14 protein-coding genes are annotated in these 16,394 nt (G+C 72.1%); 10 read left to right on the top strand and 4 right to left on the bottom strand.

Annotated elements, in window-relative coordinates; all coding sequences use genetic code 11:
- Nucleotides 1–14: 14 nt before the first annotated feature.
- A complete protein-coding gene (locus ABZV00_RS03280) occupies nucleotides 15–1,349 on the bottom strand; it encodes a potassium transporter TrkG (RefSeq protein WP_355601443.1) in 1,335 nt (444 codons plus the stop codon).
- A gap of 140 nt (nucleotides 1,350–1,489) precedes the next feature.
- On the opposite strand from ABZV00_RS03280, the gene ABZV00_RS03275 reads away from it, so the two are divergent.
- The 7 genes from ABZV00_RS03275 to ABZV00_RS03245 all read left to right on the top strand — a co-directional run bounded on the left by ABZV00_RS03275 (nucleotide 1,490) and on the right by ABZV00_RS03245 (nucleotide 8,511).
- Nucleotides 1,490–2,611: a glycerophosphodiester phosphodiesterase gene (locus tag ABZV00_RS03275; RefSeq protein WP_355601441.1), complete on the top strand. Its 1,122-nt coding sequence runs from the start codon at nucleotides 1,490–1,492 to the stop codon at nucleotides 2,609–2,611.
- A gap of 379 nt (nucleotides 2,612–2,990) precedes the next feature.
- On the top strand, nucleotides 2,991–4,196 hold the full coding sequence (locus tag ABZV00_RS03270) for a substrate-binding domain-containing protein (protein WP_328420681.1): 1,206 nt from the start codon (nucleotides 2,991–2,993) through the stop codon (nucleotides 4,194–4,196).
- 3 nt (nucleotides 4,197–4,199) lie between these two features.
- Complete coding sequence (locus ABZV00_RS03265; protein ID WP_328420679.1) at nucleotides 4,200–4,943, top strand: ABC transporter ATP-binding protein; 744 nt, start codon at nucleotides 4,200–4,202, stop codon at nucleotides 4,941–4,943.
- Nucleotides 4,940–5,668 carry an ABC transporter ATP-binding protein gene (locus tag ABZV00_RS03260; protein ID WP_355601439.1) on the top strand — a complete coding sequence of 243 codons (729 nt, stop codon included), beginning with the start codon at nucleotides 4,940–4,942 and terminating at the stop codon, nucleotides 5,666–5,668. Before ABZV00_RS03265 ends, ABZV00_RS03260 begins: the two co-directional genes overlap by 4 nt.
- A complete protein-coding gene (locus ABZV00_RS03255) occupies nucleotides 5,668–6,558 on the top strand; it encodes a branched-chain amino acid ABC transporter permease (protein WP_328420675.1) in 891 nt (296 codons plus the stop codon). Before ABZV00_RS03260 ends, ABZV00_RS03255 begins: the two co-directional genes overlap by 1 nt.
- On the top strand, nucleotides 6,555–7,664 hold the full coding sequence (locus ABZV00_RS03250; protein ID WP_328420673.1) for a branched-chain amino acid ABC transporter permease: 1,110 nt from the start codon (nucleotides 6,555–6,557) through the stop codon (nucleotides 7,662–7,664). The genes ABZV00_RS03255 and ABZV00_RS03250 overlap by 4 nt, the downstream gene beginning before the upstream one ends.
- A gap of 100 nt (nucleotides 7,665–7,764) precedes the next feature.
- Nucleotides 7,765–8,511 carry an SDR family oxidoreductase gene (locus ABZV00_RS03245; RefSeq protein WP_355601436.1) on the top strand — a complete coding sequence of 249 codons (747 nt, stop codon included), beginning with the start codon at nucleotides 7,765–7,767 and terminating at the stop codon, nucleotides 8,509–8,511.
- Between the two features lie 73 nt (nucleotides 8,512–8,584).
- Here the strand turns inward: ABZV00_RS03245 and ABZV00_RS03240 are convergent, their stop codons facing one another.
- The gene (locus tag ABZV00_RS03240) at nucleotides 8,585–9,406 is read right to left on the bottom strand and encodes a hypothetical protein (protein WP_355601434.1); all 822 of its coding nucleotides are present in this window, start codon (nucleotides 9,404–9,406) and stop codon (nucleotides 8,585–8,587) included.
- Nucleotides 9,407–9,548: 142 nt separating this feature from the next.
- Here ABZV00_RS03240 and ABZV00_RS03235 point away from each other — a divergent pair, with 142 nt between their 5' ends.
- From ABZV00_RS03235 to ABZV00_RS03225, 3 genes are all read left to right on the top strand, one after another.
- Nucleotides 9,549–11,342: a BTAD domain-containing putative transcriptional regulator gene (locus ABZV00_RS03235; RefSeq protein WP_355601432.1), complete on the top strand. Its 1,794-nt coding sequence runs from the start codon at nucleotides 9,549–9,551 to the stop codon at nucleotides 11,340–11,342.
- Nucleotides 11,343–11,379: 37 nt separating this feature from the next.
- Nucleotides 11,380–13,503 (top strand): DEAD/DEAH box helicase, encoded by a 2,124-nt coding sequence (locus tag ABZV00_RS03230; protein ID WP_355601430.1) that lies wholly within the window; start codon nucleotides 11,380–11,382, stop codon nucleotides 13,501–13,503.
- Nucleotides 13,504–13,664: 161 nt separating this feature from the next.
- On the top strand, nucleotides 13,665–14,591 hold the full coding sequence (locus tag ABZV00_RS03225) for a hypothetical protein (RefSeq protein WP_355601428.1): 927 nt from the start codon (nucleotides 13,665–13,667) through the stop codon (nucleotides 14,589–14,591).
- Nucleotides 14,592–14,607: 16 nt separating this feature from the next.
- On the opposite strand, the gene ABZV00_RS03220 is transcribed toward ABZV00_RS03225, so the two are convergent.
- Together ABZV00_RS03220 and ABZV00_RS03215 are read right to left on the bottom strand one after the other, a co-directional pair.
- Nucleotides 14,608–15,024, bottom strand: a complete 417-nt coding sequence (locus tag ABZV00_RS03220) for a helix-turn-helix domain-containing protein (RefSeq protein ID WP_328420661.1) — start codon at nucleotides 15,022–15,024, stop codon at nucleotides 14,608–14,610.
- A gap of 162 nt (nucleotides 15,025–15,186) precedes the next feature.
- Nucleotides 15,187–16,347 (bottom strand): SAM-dependent methyltransferase, encoded by a 1,161-nt coding sequence (locus ABZV00_RS03215; protein ID WP_355601425.1) that lies wholly within the window; start codon nucleotides 16,345–16,347, stop codon nucleotides 15,187–15,189.
- Nucleotides 16,348–16,394 lie beyond the last annotated feature (47 nt).

Raw genomic sequence — 16,394 nt, 5'->3', positions numbered from 1 at the left:
GACCCTCCTTGCTGCTAACCGACAACGGGTTGTTCCTGGGGGTAGCGGTAGAGCCGGCGCCGGGTGTTCAGGGCGATCGCCGAACCGAGGGTGAGCGGCCCGACCCGGCCGATGAACATCAACACGGTCAGGGTCAGTTGGCCGCTGGCCGGCAGCGTGCCGGCCAGCCCGATGGTCAGGCCGGTGGTGCTGAAGGCGGAGGTGACCTCGAACAGGGCCGCGACGAAGCGGACCCCCTCGGTGAGCAGCAGCAGGGTCATCGTCCCGGCCGTGACCAGCGCGACGCTGAGCAGCGCCACGGTGATGGCCTGTCGCTGGCTGGCGGTGGCCACCCGGCGGTGCCCGACCGTCACGTCGGGCTCGCCGCGCAGCTCCGCCCAGAGGGTGAACGCCAGCAGGAAGAACGTCGAGACCTTGATCCCGCCGGCTGTGCTGGCGCTGCCGCCGCCGATGAACATCAGCACGATCAGTAGCGGATAGCTCTCCTCCTGCAGGGCGGTGGTGTCCAGGACGCTGAAGCCCCCGGTGCGGCTCAGCGCGATCTGGGTGAACGACGCGAGCGCCTTGCCCCGGACGTCGTACGGCCCGATGGTGCCGTCGTTGGTCCACTCGGCGGCGAGCAGGCCGGCGAAGCCGAGCAACAGCAGCACGGCGCTGCCCCAGATGGTCAGCTTGGTGGCCACCGCCCAGCGCGTCGGCTGGCGCCACTCGCGGACCGCCTCGAACAGGGCGGGGAACCCGAGCCCACCGACGATCGCGCCGAACGCCAGCGGCAGCGACACCCACGGGTCGCGGTCGAAGGCCAGCAGACCGTCGGAGTAGAGCGCGAAGCCACCGTTGTTGAACGCCTGGACGGCGTGGAAGACGCCCGACCAGAGGGCCCGCCCGGGTGGGTAGTCGTAGGCCAGCCACAGCCGGCCGGCGACCAGCGCGGTCATCACCGCCTCGCAGGCGAAGACGGTCACCGCGATCCGGCGCAGCAGCCGCCCCACGTCACCGATGCCGAACTCCGCCGTCTCGGCCTGCACCAGTAGCCGGTTACGCAGCCCGAGCTGGCGGGAGACCACCAGGATGACCAGCGCCGCGACGGTGAGGATGCCGAGGCCGCCGAGCTGGGTGAGCAGGGTGATCACCAACAGTCCGCCGCCGGACCAGTAGTTGGGGGTGTCGGTGACGGCCATGCCGGTGACCGACACGGCGGAGGTGGCGGTGAAGAGCGCGGTGACCAGGGGTGGGCGCTGGTGGTCGACGGTCGCCCAGCGCGTCATCAGCAGCCCGGTGCCGAGCAGGATCGGCACCAGGAACCCGAACGGCACCAGCCGCACGGGGTTGCGGAGAAACCGGCGCACCAGACAATCTTCCTTTTCCGTGTCATCAGGGGAGTGGGAACGCCCATTCCGGAGATTCATCTGCCGGCCAGTCACCGACCAACTCCCGGTCAATCGAAGCCGATCTGCTGAAGCGGTTCCCCCGACGACAGGAGACGGCGTTGCGACGTACCCTCTCGACCCTCGGCCTGGCCGGCGTGTTGCTCGCCGCCGCCGTGGCAGTACCGACCATCGCCACCGCCGACCCGGCGGCCAAGACGGACCGCTCCCGGGCGTCCGACCGGCCGATCGTGATCGGTCACCGTGGCGCGAGCGGCTACCGGCCGGAGCACACCCTGGAGGCGTACCGGCTGGCGATCCGGATGGGCGCCGACTACGTCGAGCCGGACCTGGTCTCCACCTCCGACGGCATCCTGGTCGCCCGGCACGAGAACGAGATCTCGGGTACCACCGACGTGTCGACGCACCCGGAATTCGCCGCCCGCAAGGCGACGAAGACCATCGACGGTGTCGCGGTCACCGGCTGGTTCACCGAGGACTTCACCCTGGCCGAGCTGAAGACACTGCGGGCCAAGGAGCGGCTGCCGCAGGTCCGGGTTGCGAACACCGCGTTCGACGGTCGCTTCGAGGTGCCCACTCTCCAGGAGGTCATCGACCTGGCCCGTGCCGAGGGGCGGGCACGGGGCCGCACGATCGGCATCTACCCGGAGACCAAGCACCCGAGCTACTTCGCCTCGATCGGGCTGCCGCTGGAGGAGCCGCTGGTCCGCGTGCTCCGGCAGAACAAGCTGACCAACCGCAACGCGCCGGTCTTCATCCAGTCGTTCGAGACGGCCAACCTGCGCAAGCTGAACCGGATGATCGACGTCAACCTGGTCCAGTTGCTCGACGCCACCGGCCGCCCGTACGACTTCACCGTCGCCGGTGACGCCCGTAGCTACCAGGACCTGGCCAAGCCGGCCGGGCTGAAGTGGATCGCCGCGTACGCCGACGGCATCGGGGCGAACAAGAACCTGATCGTGCCCCGGGACGCGGCCGGCGCGCTGCTCGCCCCGACCACGGTGGTGCGCGACGCGCACCGGGAGCGGCTGCTCGTGCACTCCTGGACGTTCCGCGCGGAGAACCAGTTCCTGCCGGTGGACTTCCGGATCGGTACCGACCCGAACGGGCGCGGCGACATCACCGCGGAATACGAGCTCTTCCTCGGCCTGGGCCTGGACGGCGTCTTCACCGACCAGCCGGACACCGCCGTCGCCGCCCGCGCCGGTCTCGCCGAGAGCTGACCCGGCCCGGAGCTGATCGGCTCCGAGCCGTACCGCCGGGCTGATCCGCGCCTGGCTCGCAGGCTGGCCCGTCGTCCGTCACCCGGACGGCGGGCCAGCGGCACCTCCACCCCGCGCCACCCACGCTCACCGACGACCCGCTCGCAAGATCGCCCCGGGCCCGCGGATGGCGCGCGACGACACAGGGCTCGGGCGGTCCGTGGGGGTTCGGGCCATCGGGCGACCGGGCTTTCGCGTGGTAGGTCGGCCCGTTGTAACGCCCGGCCACCTCATTCCTGTTACTTGTGTGTTTCCGCCACATAGCTCGTGGGTGACGTCACTTCTAGCGTGAGCCGACACGAAGAAGTTCTCTCCCTCCGAGTCCTCATGTGGAGTCGCAATGACGGTCCGGACGACGCGGCGGGTGTTCCTCTCCGCCGCCACGATGATGGCCGCGGCGTTGGCCGCCACGGCCTGTGGCAGCCCGCAGGACACCGCCACCGGCGGCGGCGACAGCGCCGCACCGGTCAAGGTCGGCCTGGTGTACTCCCAGTCGGGAGCCCTGGCCAGCTACGGAAAGCAGTACAGCGAGGGGTTCAAGGCGGGGCTCGACTTCGCCACCCAGGGCACCGGCAAGGTCGGTGACCGGAAGATCGAGCTGACCGAGGTCGACGACGCGGGCGACCCGGCCAAGGCGGTCTCCGCGGCGAAGGACCTGATCGGCAAGGGCACGAAGATCATTGCCGGCTCCACCGCCTCCGGCGTGGCGCTCCAGGTCGCGCCGATCGCGGCGCAGAACAAGGTCCTGTTCATCTCCGGGCCGGCCGCCACCGACGCGGTGACCGGTGCGAACAAGTACACCTTCCGCTCTGGCCGCCAGTCCTACCAGGATGTGGTGACCGCCAAGTCGTTCATCGGCGACCCGTCCGGCAAGAAGGTCGTGGTCTTTGCCCAGGACGGCGCGTTCGGCGACGCCAACGAGGCTGCCGTCAAGGCGGTCATCGGCGGCGCGGGCGCCACGGTGAGCAGCGTCCGGGCGCCGGCCAGCGCCACCGAGTTCACCCCGTTCGCCAGCCAGATCAAGACGGCCAAGCCGGATCTGCTCTTCGTCGCCTGGGCCGGTACCACCGCCCCGGCCATGTGGCAGAGCCTCGACCAGCAGGGCGTGCTCTCCTCCACCACGGTCGTCACCGGCCTGGACATCCGCTCCTCCTGGCCGACGTTCGGCGCCGCCGGCACGAAGATCTCCTTCCTGTCGCACTACTTCGACGGGGCCAGCGACACCGAGGCGTCCAAGGCCGCCAAGGCGAAGATCCCCGGCGGCACGCTGGACCTGTTCCACCCGGACGGCTTCGCCGCCGCCCAGATGGTGGTCCGCGCCGTGCAGGAGGGCGGGGACGACGTCGACAAGATGGTGACCGCCCTGGAGGGCTGGAGCTTCGACGGGGTCAAGGGCAAGATGACCATCCGGGCCGCGGACCACGCGCTGCTCCAGCCGATGTTCCAGGCCAAGCTGACCGGCAGCGGCACCGCCTTCACGGCAACCGCGCAGAAGAGCCTCACCGGTGACGAGTCCGCGCCGCCGGCCGTGGCCATGAAGGGCTGAACCATGCTCGCCACCCGCGGTCTGACCTGGCGGATCGGTGAGGTCGCCATCGTCGACAGCGTCTACCTCGACCTGGCGCCCGGGGAGTTCCTGGGCGTGATCGGGCCGAACGGCGCCGGCAAGACCTCACTGTTCAACCTGATCACCGGCCTGCGCCAGGCCACGGAGGGCCGGATCACCCTGGACGGGCAGGACATCGGGGCGCTCCCGCCGCACCGGCGGGCACGCCTCGGGCTGGGCCGTACCTTCCAGGCGTCCTCGGTCTTCGGCTCGCTCAGCGTGCGGGAGAACGTCCGGCTCGCCGTGCAGGCGCACCGCGGGGGCTCGATGAAACTGTGGCGGCGGGCGGCGGCCGACCGGGAGGTGGCCGCCGCCGCCGACGCGGCGCTCGACCGGGTCGGTCTCGGCCACCGGGGTACGGCGCTGGCCGGCACCCTGGCGCACGGCGAGAAGCGCAAGCTGGAGATCGCTCTGCTGCTCGCCGGCGAACCGCGGGTGATGCTGCTGGACGAGCCGATGGCCGGGGTCAGCGCCGAGGACGTGCCCGAGCTGGTCTCGGTGATCAAGTCGTTGACCGGGGACAGCGGCCGGGCGGTGCTGATGGTCGAGCACCACATGGACGTCATCCTGGAGTTGGCCGACCGGATCGCCGTCATGCACCACGGCGCGTTGCTGGCCTGCGACACCCCGGAGACGGTGATGGCCAACCCCACCGTGCAAGAGGCCTATCTCGGAGAGTCGCTATGACCGAGCCGATCCTCAACGTGGAGGACCTGTCGGTCCGGATCTCCGGGCTGCACATCCTCCAGGGGGTGTCCTTCACGGTCGCCCCGACCGGCGTGACCGTCCTGCTCGGCCGCAACGGGGTTGGCAAGACCACCACGCTGCGCGCGATCGTCGGCCTCACCCCGCCCGCCGGGGAGATCCGCGGCACCATCCGGATGGGCGCGCAGAGCCTGCTGGCCCGCCCCACCCACCGGCTGGTTCGCGGCGGGCTCGGCTACGTGCCCGAGGACCGCTGCGTGTTCGCCGGCCTCACCGTCGCGGAGAACCTGCGGCTCGCCGAGCGGCGCGGCGTCACTCCGGCGTACGACAAGGTTTTCGCGCTCTTCCCGGAGCTGGACCGGCGCGGACGGCAACGGGCCGGTTCGCTCTCCGGCGGGCAGCAGCAGATGCTCGCGATCGGCCGGGTGCTGCTCAACGACAACCGGCTGCTGCTGGTCGACGAGCCGACCAAGGGGTTGGCGCCGAAAGTGGTGACCGAGGTGGCCGAGGTGCTGGAACGGGTCGCGGAGTCGGTGCCGGTGCTGCTCGTCGAGCAGAACCTGGCAGTGGTACGGCGGCTGGCCCGAGACGCGGTGGTGCTGGCAGCCGGCAAGGTCGCCTGGACCGGCGACGCCCGCGAGTTGCTGCTGGAGACCGCGCTGACCAAGTCGCTGCTCGGCGTCGGCTCGGCGGAGGTGGCGCACTGATGGGCACCGTCATCCTGTTGACGCTGACCGGGCTCGGCCTGGCAGCGCTGTACTTCCTGGTCGCCTCCGGGCTGTCCCTGGTCTTCGGCCTGGCCGACGTGCTCAACTTCGCGCACGGGCTGTTCCTCGGTGTCGGCGCGTACGCCACCTGGTGGGCGGCGGGCAACCTGCCGGGCGCCGGTGGTGACGGGTTCGGCTTCGTGCTCGCGGTCGCGTTCGGGGTGGCCGCCGGCACGCTGGTGGCGGTGCTGGTCGAGCTGGTGCTGATTCGCCCGCTCTACTCCCGCACCATCGAGCAGGTGCTGGTCACCGTCGGCCTGTCGCTGGCCGGGGTGGCGCTGCTCCAGGCCACCTGGGGTGCGGACGCCCGACCGTTCCCCCGCCCCGACTGGACCCGGCAGGTCACCGGGATCCTCGGCGCGCAGGTGCCGAACGGCGGCCTGCTGCTGATCATCGCGGCAGTGCTGGTGCTCGGCGCGCTGCTGGCCTTCCTGCGCTGGACCCGGTACGGCCTGGTGATTCGGGCCGGAGTGGAGAACCGGGAGATGGTGACCGCGCTCGGCATCGACGTGCGTAAGGCGTTCACGCTCGTCTTCGCGATCGGTGGGGCGGCCGCCGCGCTCGCCGGTGCACTCGGCGGGGTCTACTTCGGCACCGTCTCGCCCGGGCAGGGCAGCTCACTGCTGATCTTCGCGTTCATCGTGGTGGTGATCGGCGGGATGGGCTCGGTGGTCGGCTCCGCGTACGCGGCGGTCGTGGTCGGGCTGGTCCAACAGTTCGTCAACTACTACGGCACGTCCGGTCTGGGCGACATCTGCGTGGTCGGGCTGCTGGCCGTCGTGCTGCTGCTGCGTCCGCAGGGCATCGCCGGAAAGGTGGCAACAGCATGACGAACTCCGTGGTCGACGCGCCCCCCGCGCAGGTACCCGACGAGCTGACCCCGCAGCGGGGGCGGTGGCACCGTGTCCGTCCGTTCCTGCCGCTGGTCGCGCTGGCCGTCTTCGCGATCCTGCCGTACTCGACGATCTCCCTGCCGGGGATCTTCGAGGGGCCGGTCAACTCGCCCGGCACCCTGCAACTGCTCGCCATCTGCCTGATCTTCGGCGGGCTGGCCGCCGGGTACGACCTGCTCTTCGGCCGGACCGGGATGCTCTCCTTCGGGCACGCGCTGTACTTCGCCGCTGGCGTGTACGGCACCGACATCCTGGTCACCCGGGCCGGCCTGCCGCTCTGGCAGGCGGCGCTGTTGACCGTCACCGGCGGCACGATCCTCGCCGCGCTGCTCGGCGCGGTGGCGCTGCGTACCGTGGGCATCGCGTTCGCCATGGTCACGTTGGCCTTCGCCCAGGTCGGGGCGATCCTGGTGGCACGGGACTTCGGCGGGCTGACCGGCGGCGAGGAGGGCCTGCCGCTGGACGTGTCCGGGCTGCCCGCCGGGCTGGTAGGGGTGACCAACACGGTCAACCTGTACTGGCTGGCGCTGGCGTACCTGACCCTGGTGGTCTTCGTGGTGCACCGGGTGAGCGGTTCGCCGACCGGGCGGGTGCTGGCCGGGCTGCGCGACGACGAGCGGCGGATCGGCGTGCTCGGGCTGGACCCGTACCGCTACAAGCTGGTGGCGTTCACCCTGGCCGGCGGGCTGGCGTCGGCCGGCGGGGTGGTCTACTGCCTGATCGTCGGCGGCGCGTCGCCGCACATCACGTCCTCCGAGCTGACCCTGTCGCTGCTGGTCATGGTGGTGCTCGGCGGGCCGGGCACCCGGTGGGGGCCGGTGCTCGGCGGCGTCCTCTACATGTACCTGGACCACCGGCTCACCGCCTTCGGCACCTCCGACGCGGTCGACAAGCTGCCCGCCGTCCTGAGTCACCCCCTGAGCCAGCCCCTGTTCGTCCTCGGCACGGTCTTCATCCTGGCCGTCTACTTCTTCCCCGGCGGCCTGGCCAGCCTGGCCCCCCGCCTGTCCCACCTCCGCAAATCCCTCCGCCCCTCACGCTGACCCCCCACCCCGTCGATCATGAAGTTATTGCCACGACGCGCCGTGGCCAAGGGCGATAACTTCATGATCGACGGAGTTCTCTGCATGGGGAGGTCGGGAGATGGACGGGCGGGTTGCGGTTGTTAGTGGGGGCGGGACTGGGATTGGCGCGGCCGTTGCGGGGGTGCTCGCGGGGGATGGGTACGACGTTCTGATCGTCGGGCGGCGGGCGGACGTGTTGGCGAATACCGCCGAGCGGATTTCCGCCGGCTGTGGTCGTACCGACGCCGTCACCATCGTTACCGCCGACCTGACCGACCCGGAGCAGCTCGGCCGGGTTCTCGCGGCTATCGGCGACCGACCGGTCGACGTGGTGGTCAACAACGCTGGCGGCTACCTCGGCGGGGACACCGGCACGCTCGCCGGAACGGCCGCGCACTGGCGGGCCAACCTGGACGCCAACGTGCTCACCGCCGTGCTGCTGACCGAGGCGCTGCGTCCGGCCCTGCGTCGCCCCGGCGGCCGGGTGATCCTGGTCAGCTCGATCGCCGCCCAGCGCGGCGGCGCCGGGGCGTACTCGGCGGCGAAGGCCGCCCTGCACGGCTGGGCGTACGACCTGGCCGCGCAGCTCGGCCCGGAACAGATCACGGTCAACGTGGTGAGCCCCGGCTACGTCGCCGAGACCGAGTTCTTCGGTGACCGGATGACCGCCGAGGGGCACGCCAAACGGGTGGCGGCGACCCTCGTCGGGCGGGCCGGAGTGCCGGACGACATCGCCGAGGCCGTTCGCTATCTCGCCAGCCCGGCTGCCGGTTACGTCACCGGTCAGGTGCTCGGCGTCAACGGGGGCTCGGTCCTCGGCCGCTGAGCACACAAGCGTCCAGGTACGACAGAAGGGGCGGCGGCCCCCCGTGTGGCCGCCGCCCTCCCTGCGTCGTGGGTCAGTTGTTCAACATCTCGTACGCCATCTTCGGTGCGCTCGTCGCGGCGGCGCCGGTCGGAACGCTGATCTTCGGAGTGCTGCCGTAGTCGGCGTACGTGACCACGTAGTCGTACGCCTTCGCCTTGCCAGCGGCCGGGATCTTCAGCGTCAGCGAGGCCAGGTGCTTGTCCGCACCGACCACGGCGGTGAACGGAACCTTCTTGGCGGCCTCGCCGAGCGCCGCCGCCTCACCGTCATCCAGCGCCTTCGCCGCTTCCGTGTCGCTCACGTCGATGAATCCGACGTACTGCCCGGCGCTCTGCTCCTCGACGGAGGTTGCCGCCTGGATGAGCGGACCGGCGTTGCCCTGGTCCACGCCGTCGTAGGTCGGGATACTCCCGCCATCGGTCAGCTTCGTGCGGTCCAGCTTCATCCACTTGTCCGGGAACTTCGGCAGGCCCGGGCGGCCGCTGAACTTTGCCTTTATCCAGTTCTCGTCCTCGATCACCAGGAACGACATCTTCACGACGATGCCGTCGGAGTCCGGCGCCATGGTGGTGTTGAGTTCGAACGCCTTCGCCTCCGGGTCGATCCGGCCGGTGAGCGTGCTGGACGAGTCCTTGCCGCTGAACCGGAACGCCCCCTCGGTGCCATCCGGAACGGCGTCCAGGAGCGCGTCCTTCGGGCTGGCACTCGGGCTGGCGGTCGGGCTGCTCTGCGGTGCCGCGGTCAGCTCGTCCTTGGACCCGCAACCCGCGAGCAGGGTGGTCGTGGCCAGCACGGCGGCGACCGTGCCGACCGTCCGTCGGATGGTGCCGGCGGTGCCCGTTGCCTGTGTCATCGCACTTCTCTTTCTCGCTGCGTGGCTTCTGCCGACGACGAGGTTGCCGGCCGGCACGGCGGTCCGGCTGCCGATATGCTGCCGTCCGGCTGCCGGGCACTGCCGTCCGGCGCCCTCGGGGGTGTCAGGAGCGGAAACTCGCATGTCAGGAACGCTGCGTTTCGAGATCCTCGGGCCTCAGCGGGCCTGGTACGGCGACCGCCAGCTCGATCTCGGCCCCGGTAAGCAGCGCGCCGTGCTGGCCGTACTGCTGCTCTCCGCCGGTCGCTCGGTCACCACCGGACAGATCGTCGAGGCGGTGTGGCCGGACGATCCGCCCGCGAACGGCCCCAACGTGGTGCAGAAGTATGTCGCCGGGCTGCGTCGGGTGTTGGAGCCCGACCGGTCGCCGCGTACGCCGGGGCAGGTGTTGAGCCTCACCGACGCGGGTTACCTGCTCCGGGTGGATCCCGAGGCGGTGGACGCCGTCCGCTTCGAACGGGGCGTCCAGGCCGCACGGCAGCGGCACGCTGCCGGACGTACGGAGCAGGCGCTGGCCGAGCTGACCGCTGCCCTGGACCTGTGGCGGGGAGAGCCGTTCGCCGGCGTCCCCGGAGGAGTCTTCGAGGCTGCCCGGCACCGACTGGTGGAACTGCGGGCCGTTGCTCTGGAGACCCGCGTGGAGCTGGAACTGGACAGCGGACGGCATCGCGAGCTGGTCGGCGAGCTGGTCGAGCTGGTGGCCGAGTTCCCGGTCCGGGAGCGGCTGCGCCACCAGTACATGCTGGCGCTGTACCGCAGCGGACGGCAGGCGGAGGCGCTGGCCGCGTATCGGGAGATCGACAGCTTCCTCCGCGAGGAGTACGGCATCGGGCCCGGTGCGGCGCTCCGCGAGCTGCACGGGCGGATACTGCGCGCCGATCCGACCCTCACCGCTGGCATCCCGGAATCGGGGTGGCCCGCTTCGGCTCCCGCCGCACAGCAGGTGGAGAGCATGGTGCCCCCGGTGCCGGCGCATCCGTCCGCCGACACACATCCGGCTGCCCCGGCCCTCAACCCGACCGTGCCGCCCCCCGTTTCACCGCCCGCCTCGACCGCCCCGGTCCAGGCGTCGGCCCCGCCGTTCTCGGCGGCCGTCCCGCCCTACGCGGATCTCCCCTCGCCGCTGTACCCCGCGCTGGGCGGTCTGTCCGCCGGCCCGCCTTCCCCGTTCGGGGTCGACCAGCCGCGCCAGGAGCGGCACCCGCTGCCCACGTGGGTGAGCACCACGGCCACCGTCGCCGGCACCCTCCTGCCACTGCTGTCCTTCGGCACCGGGACCTGGCTGGTGATGCTGGCGTACGCGGTGCGGCGGCGCAGTGGACGGCTCGGCCTTGCGGCCGTCGGCTATCTCATCACCGCGTCGCTGCTGGTCTACATGATCGCCACCGACGACCTCGAGACGGAGGACTCGGCGGCGGAGGCGTTCTTGGGGCTCGGCGTGATCGGTCTCTGCTGGGTGGTGGGCGCCGCGCACGTGGTACTGCTCAACCGATGGGTCTGGGGACGGGTCACCGGGCGGCCGCTCGTGGCCCAGGCACGCGACGAGGAGCGACGGGTTCGCCGCCAGCAGGCGCGGAACCTGCTGCACCGCTACCCCTCGGCGCGTCAGGAGTTCGCCATCGGCCGACCGGACCTGGCCCGCGCCTTCGACGACGGCGGGCTCATCGACGTCAACGCCGTACCCGACCACGTACTCGCCACACTGCCCGGGCTCACCGACGCGCAACGCCGGCAGGTGGCGATGGACCGGTGGGTACGCGGCCCGTACACGTCGATGGAGGAGCTGGCCGCGCGCTGCCCGCTGCCGCTCGCGGTTACCGACGCGCTTCGCAGCGTCCTGCTCTTCCTGCCGCCACCCGCCCCGCCCACAGGCACCCCCGCGGCGGTGAAGGCGGAGCCAGCCGGGCCTCGATGATCGCGGGGTTTTCCGGCGCGGCTGGTAGAAATGCCGGGTGAGCGAAGAGCGGGCGGCGGTACGGGAGCGGGCCGAGGCGGTGCTGCGCCGGCTGGCCGGTGACCATGCCCGGCTGCGCGAAGATCAGTGGCGGGCCATCGAGGCGCTGGTGGTCGACGCGCGCCGGGTGCTCTGCGTCCAACGCACCGGCTGGGGCAAGTCGGCGGTCTACTTCGTGGCCACCGCGCTGCTACGCCAGGGCGAGCACCCCGCCGGCCCGACGGTGATCGTGTCGCCGCTACTGGCGCTGATGCGCAACCAGGTCGAGGCGGCCGCCCGAGCCGGCATCCGGGCTCGCACGATCAACTCGGCGAACCTCGACGAGTGGGACGAGATCACCGCGGAGATCCAGGCCGGCGCGGTGGACGTGCTGCTGATCAGCCCGGAACGGCTGAACAACCCGGATTTTCGCGACGGGGTGCTGCCAAAGCTGGCCGCGACCACCGGGCTGCTGGTGGTCGACGAGGCGCACTGCGTCTCCGACTGGGGGCACGACTTCCGGCCGGACTACCGGCGGCTCCGCACGTTCCTCGGCAACCTGCCCGAGCGCACCCCGGTGCTGGCCACCACCGCCACCGCCAACGCCCGGGTCACCCAGGACGTGGCGGAGCAGTTGGGGGACGCCCTCGTCCTGCGCGGCACGCTGGACCGCGAGTCACTGCGCCTCGGCGTGCTCGACCTGCCCACCCCGGCGCACCGGCTGGCCTGGCTAGCCGACCACCTGGACCAGCTGCCCGGCTCCGGCATCATCTACACGCTGACCGTCGCGGCGGCGGGGGAGACGGCCGAGTTCCTGCGTACCAGGGGCTACCCGGTGGCCTCGTACACCGGGCAGGTCGACGACGCCGACCGGCGGGCCGCCGAGCAGGACCTCCTGGACAACAAGATCAAGGCGTTGGTCGCCACGAGCGCGCTCGGCATGGGCTTCGACAAACCAGACCTGGGCTTCGTGGTCCACCTCGGCGCGCCACCCTCGCCGATCGCGTACTACCAGCAGGTCGGCCGCGCCGGCCGGGCCGTCGAGCACGCCGAGGTGCTGCTGCTGCCCGGTGCCGAGGACGCCGCGATCTGGCGCTACTTCGCCTCGCTGGCGTTCCCACCCGAGCAGCAGGTCCGGGCCGTACTGGCTGCCCTGCAGAGCGACCGACCGCTCTCCACCCAGGCACTCGAACCGCTGGTCGACCTCCGTCGGGCCCGGTTGGAGCTGATGCTCAAGGTGCTCGACGTGGACGGCGCGGTCCGCCGGGTGCGCGGTGGCTGGCTCGCCACCGGCGAGCCCTGGGTCTACGACGAGGCCCGGTTGCGCCGCGTCGCCGAGGCGCGCACCGCCGAGCAACAGGCCATGCGGGAGTACGCGACCACGTCCGGCTGCCGGATGCGGTATCTGCGGGAGTGCCTGGACGATACCGGGACAGCCGACTGCGGTCGGTGTGACCGGTGCGCTGACCCGCTGTTCTCCTCGGACGTGTCGACGGCCGCGCTGACCGCCGCGCAGACGTTCCTGGGCCGACCCGGCGTGGAGATCGCCCCGAAGAAGCTCTGGCCGACCGGACTGGACGCGGTGGGCGTACCCCTGAAGGGCCGGATCCCCCCGACGGAGCAGGCGCTGCCGGGCCGGGCCGTCGGGCGCCTCTCCGACCTGGGCTGGGGTGGCCGGCTGCGCGGCCTGGTCGGCCCGGACGCGCCCGACGCGCTGGTGCCCGACGACGTGGCCGGCGCCGTGGTGGAGGTGCTGAAGGCGTGGGCGCACGGCGACGACCCGTGGCCTCGCCGCCCGGTGGCGGTGGTCGCGGTTGGTTCCCGTCGGCGGCCCCGGCTGATCGGATCGCTGGCCGAGCGGGTCGCCGCCGTGGGCCGGCTGCCGCTGTTGGGCGAGGTCACCCGGACCGGTCCGGGCGGCCCCGGCGGGCCGCGCGGCAACAGCGCCCAGCGGGTACGCGCGCTGCACGACGCGTTCACCGTGCCGGCCGAGTTGGCCGACGCGCTGGCCGAACTGGCCGGGCCGGTGCTGCTCCTGGACGACCTGGTCGACTCGGGCTGGACGATGACGATGGTGACCCGCGCCCTACGCCGGGCCGGCGCGCCGGACGTGCTCCCGCTCGCCCTCGCCGTGGCCGGCTGAGCCCGCCGCGCGCTCGCGGCGGAAAAGTTCCCGGGCAGGACGGATTGCGACCGTCGCCACGCCGTCCCGACGTCGGCCGGGCCCGGCCCGGTGCGGCGGTACCGTGGGCGGCATGACCGATCAGCCCGTCGACGAGGCCGGCCACGCGTTGGACGCCGGCGGTGCCTGACCAGATCTCCGCCGCGCCGGACCGGAGCACGCTCCGACTGGCGCTGGTGGTCGGTGGGCTGGTGCTCGCGGTGCTGCTCGGCTTCGGCCTCGGCCGGATGAACGCCGACGGCGCCACCACCGGCGGCTCGGCGCTGGCCGCCGACCACACCCACCCGGCGGGCACGGAGCCGCACGACCACGGCAGCGCCACGGGCACGGACCAGGGCGTGGGCGGCGAGCCGGGTGGCCTGTCGGTCAGCTCGGCCGGGTACACCCTGGCCCCGCTGACCACCGAGTTCCTGGCCGGTCGCCCGGGGCAGCTCCGGTTCCAGGTACGGGACGCGCAGCGCCGGCCGGTCACCCGCTTCGCCGTCGTGCACGACAAGCCGTTGCACCTCATCGTGGTCCGCCGGGACCTGACCGGCTACCAGCACCTGCACCCGACCATGGCTCCGGACGGCACCTGGTCCGTGCCGCTGACCCTCGCGCAGCCCGGCGTCTGGCGGGCGTACGCCGACTTCACCGTGGTCGCCGACGACGGCGGCCAGACCGCGTTGACCCTCGGCGCGGACCTGGTCGCGCCCGGCGGGTATCAGCCCCGTGCGCTGCCAGCGCCAGCCACCTCGACGACGGTGGACGGGTTCACCGTCGGCTACCAGGGCAACCCGCAGGCCGGGGAGACGGTGCCGCTGACCTTCCGGGTCGACGCCGCTGGCGGCGCCGCACCGCTGGAGCGCTACCTCGGGGCGTACGGGCACCTGGTGGCGCTGCGCGAGGGCGACCTGGGCTACCTGCACGTGCACCCGGAGCCGGAGTTGGTGGACGGCCAGGTGAAGTTCTGGCTGACCGCCCCCGGCCCTGGCCGCTACCGCCTCTACCTCGACTTCCAGGTCGCCGCCAAGGTCCACACCGCCGAGTTCACCCTCACGGTCCCGTAACCCCCGGAGGGGTAGGTCAGCCGGCGCGGCGGATGGGGCGGCGGGCCAGGTAGCGGAGGAGATCGCGGATGTGGTGCTTCTCCTCGGCGGGGACGGTGGGGTCGGCGAGCCGGTCCAGGATCGCCCGGACGTCCGCCTCGACCGGGCCCTCGTCGTTACGCCGGCGGGGTGCCGGGCCGGCGTCGGGCAGCCCGAGCGCCCGGAACGCGGCCGCGACCGGCAGGTCCAGCGCGGCGCAGAAGCCGCGGACCTTGGCCAGTTCGGGGTAGTCCTGCCAGTCACCGGCCAGCCAACGGAACACCGTGGAGCGGCCCACACCCGTGTGGGAGGCGAGGTCGGTCACCGTCCACCCGCGCTCGTCGCGAGCGTCATCGATGGCTCGCCGGACGAAGCGGGCGAACGCCATCTGCGGCGAAACGTCTGCGGAAGCCATCCTCGCGGGTCTTCTCCTCCCGGCCGGAGCACTGGGACGATGCGCCTTCCGAGGGTAGTACGCCCACAGCCGGAAACAATTGACTGACCGCACAAACTGTCCCGTTGATGGGACTTGTCTCAGGCAGCGACCGACCAGACCACCGCCGAGGCGCCGTCCTCGTCAGGCGGCGGGCGGCTCGTCGGCGGCCAGCAGGGTCTGCAGCCGGGGAGTGACCCGCCACTGGTCCACCAGCTCGCGGTACTCCGCGCGCTGCGGGTCGGTGGCCCCGGCGCCGGTACGGCGGGCCCGGATCAGCAGGTTGCGCGGCGTGTGCTGGGAGTCCACGAACTCCACCACCTCGGCCCGGTACCCGTGCACCCGCAGCAGCCCGGCCCGCAGGGCGTCGGTGAGCACGTCGGCGAAGCGCTCGCGCAGGATGCCCTGTCGGGTCAGCAGCTCGTACGGGGCCGGGGCGGGGTCGGCGCGTAGCTGCTTCGCCAGGTCGTGGTGGCAGCAGGGCGCGGCGAGCACCCAGCGGGCCTCCCAGCGCACCGCGCGGGCCAGCGCCTCGTCGGTGGCGGTGTCGCAGGCGTGCAGCGCCAACACCAGGTCCGGTGCGGGGTCGACGACGGCGTCGGCGATCGTGCCGGCCACGAAGGTGACCTGGTCGGCCCAGCCCAGTCGCTGCGCCAACTCGGTGTTGCGCCGCCGCTGGTCCTCCCGGACGTCCACGCCGATCAACTCGACGTCGAGCCCCCGACCGGAGAGATAGCGGTACGCGGCAAAGGTCAGGTAGGCGTTGCCGCAGCCCAGGTCGACCACCCGCAGCGGGCCGGTCAGCTCGTCGGGCAGGGTCGCGGCCAGGGCTCGCAGGAACGCGTCCACCTGGCGGCGCTTCGCCGCCGAGCCGCCGATCTCGGTGAAGATCTCGTCCCCAGGGTCCAGCAGGTACTCCTTCGCCCGGTCGTTCCCGCCCGGTGTCGCCGCCGGCCGCGCCGTCGCGGCCCGGTGCACCTGCGCTTCGCCCGACTTGGTCACCCGCAGCTGGAGCGTCGCGTCGGCCGTCTCCAGGTGCCAGTTGCCGAATGGCTCGGCCAGCAGTTCGTCGACCGCCGCGGCCGTTTCCGGTCCGGGGGCGACATTGCGGGTGTACGGGCGGGCGCCGTCGGAGGTGGTGATCTGGAGCCGGGGCCCGGCCTTGAGCGTCACCGGCCGCAGCTCGGCCCGGACCACCGTGGGGCGGCGTCCGCGGCGGCGCCCGGCGGCGACCGCCCGGGTCAGCGCGGGGTCGAGTAGCAGCGCCCGGACCTCGGTGAGGGCGGCGTCGAGCGGTTCGGGCATCGTTCCATCTTCCAAAGGTGGGGTGGGAAGGGAACATCCCCCGTACC

The sequence above is a fragment of the Micromonospora sp. NPDC005173 genome, assembly GCF_040608515.1.
In the GTDB taxonomy this organism is placed as follows: Bacteria; Actinomycetota; Actinomycetes; order Mycobacteriales; family Micromonosporaceae; genus Micromonospora.
The sequence above is the reverse complement of the archived record's forward strand: the minus strand, read 5'-3'. Positions and strand labels throughout refer to the sequence as shown.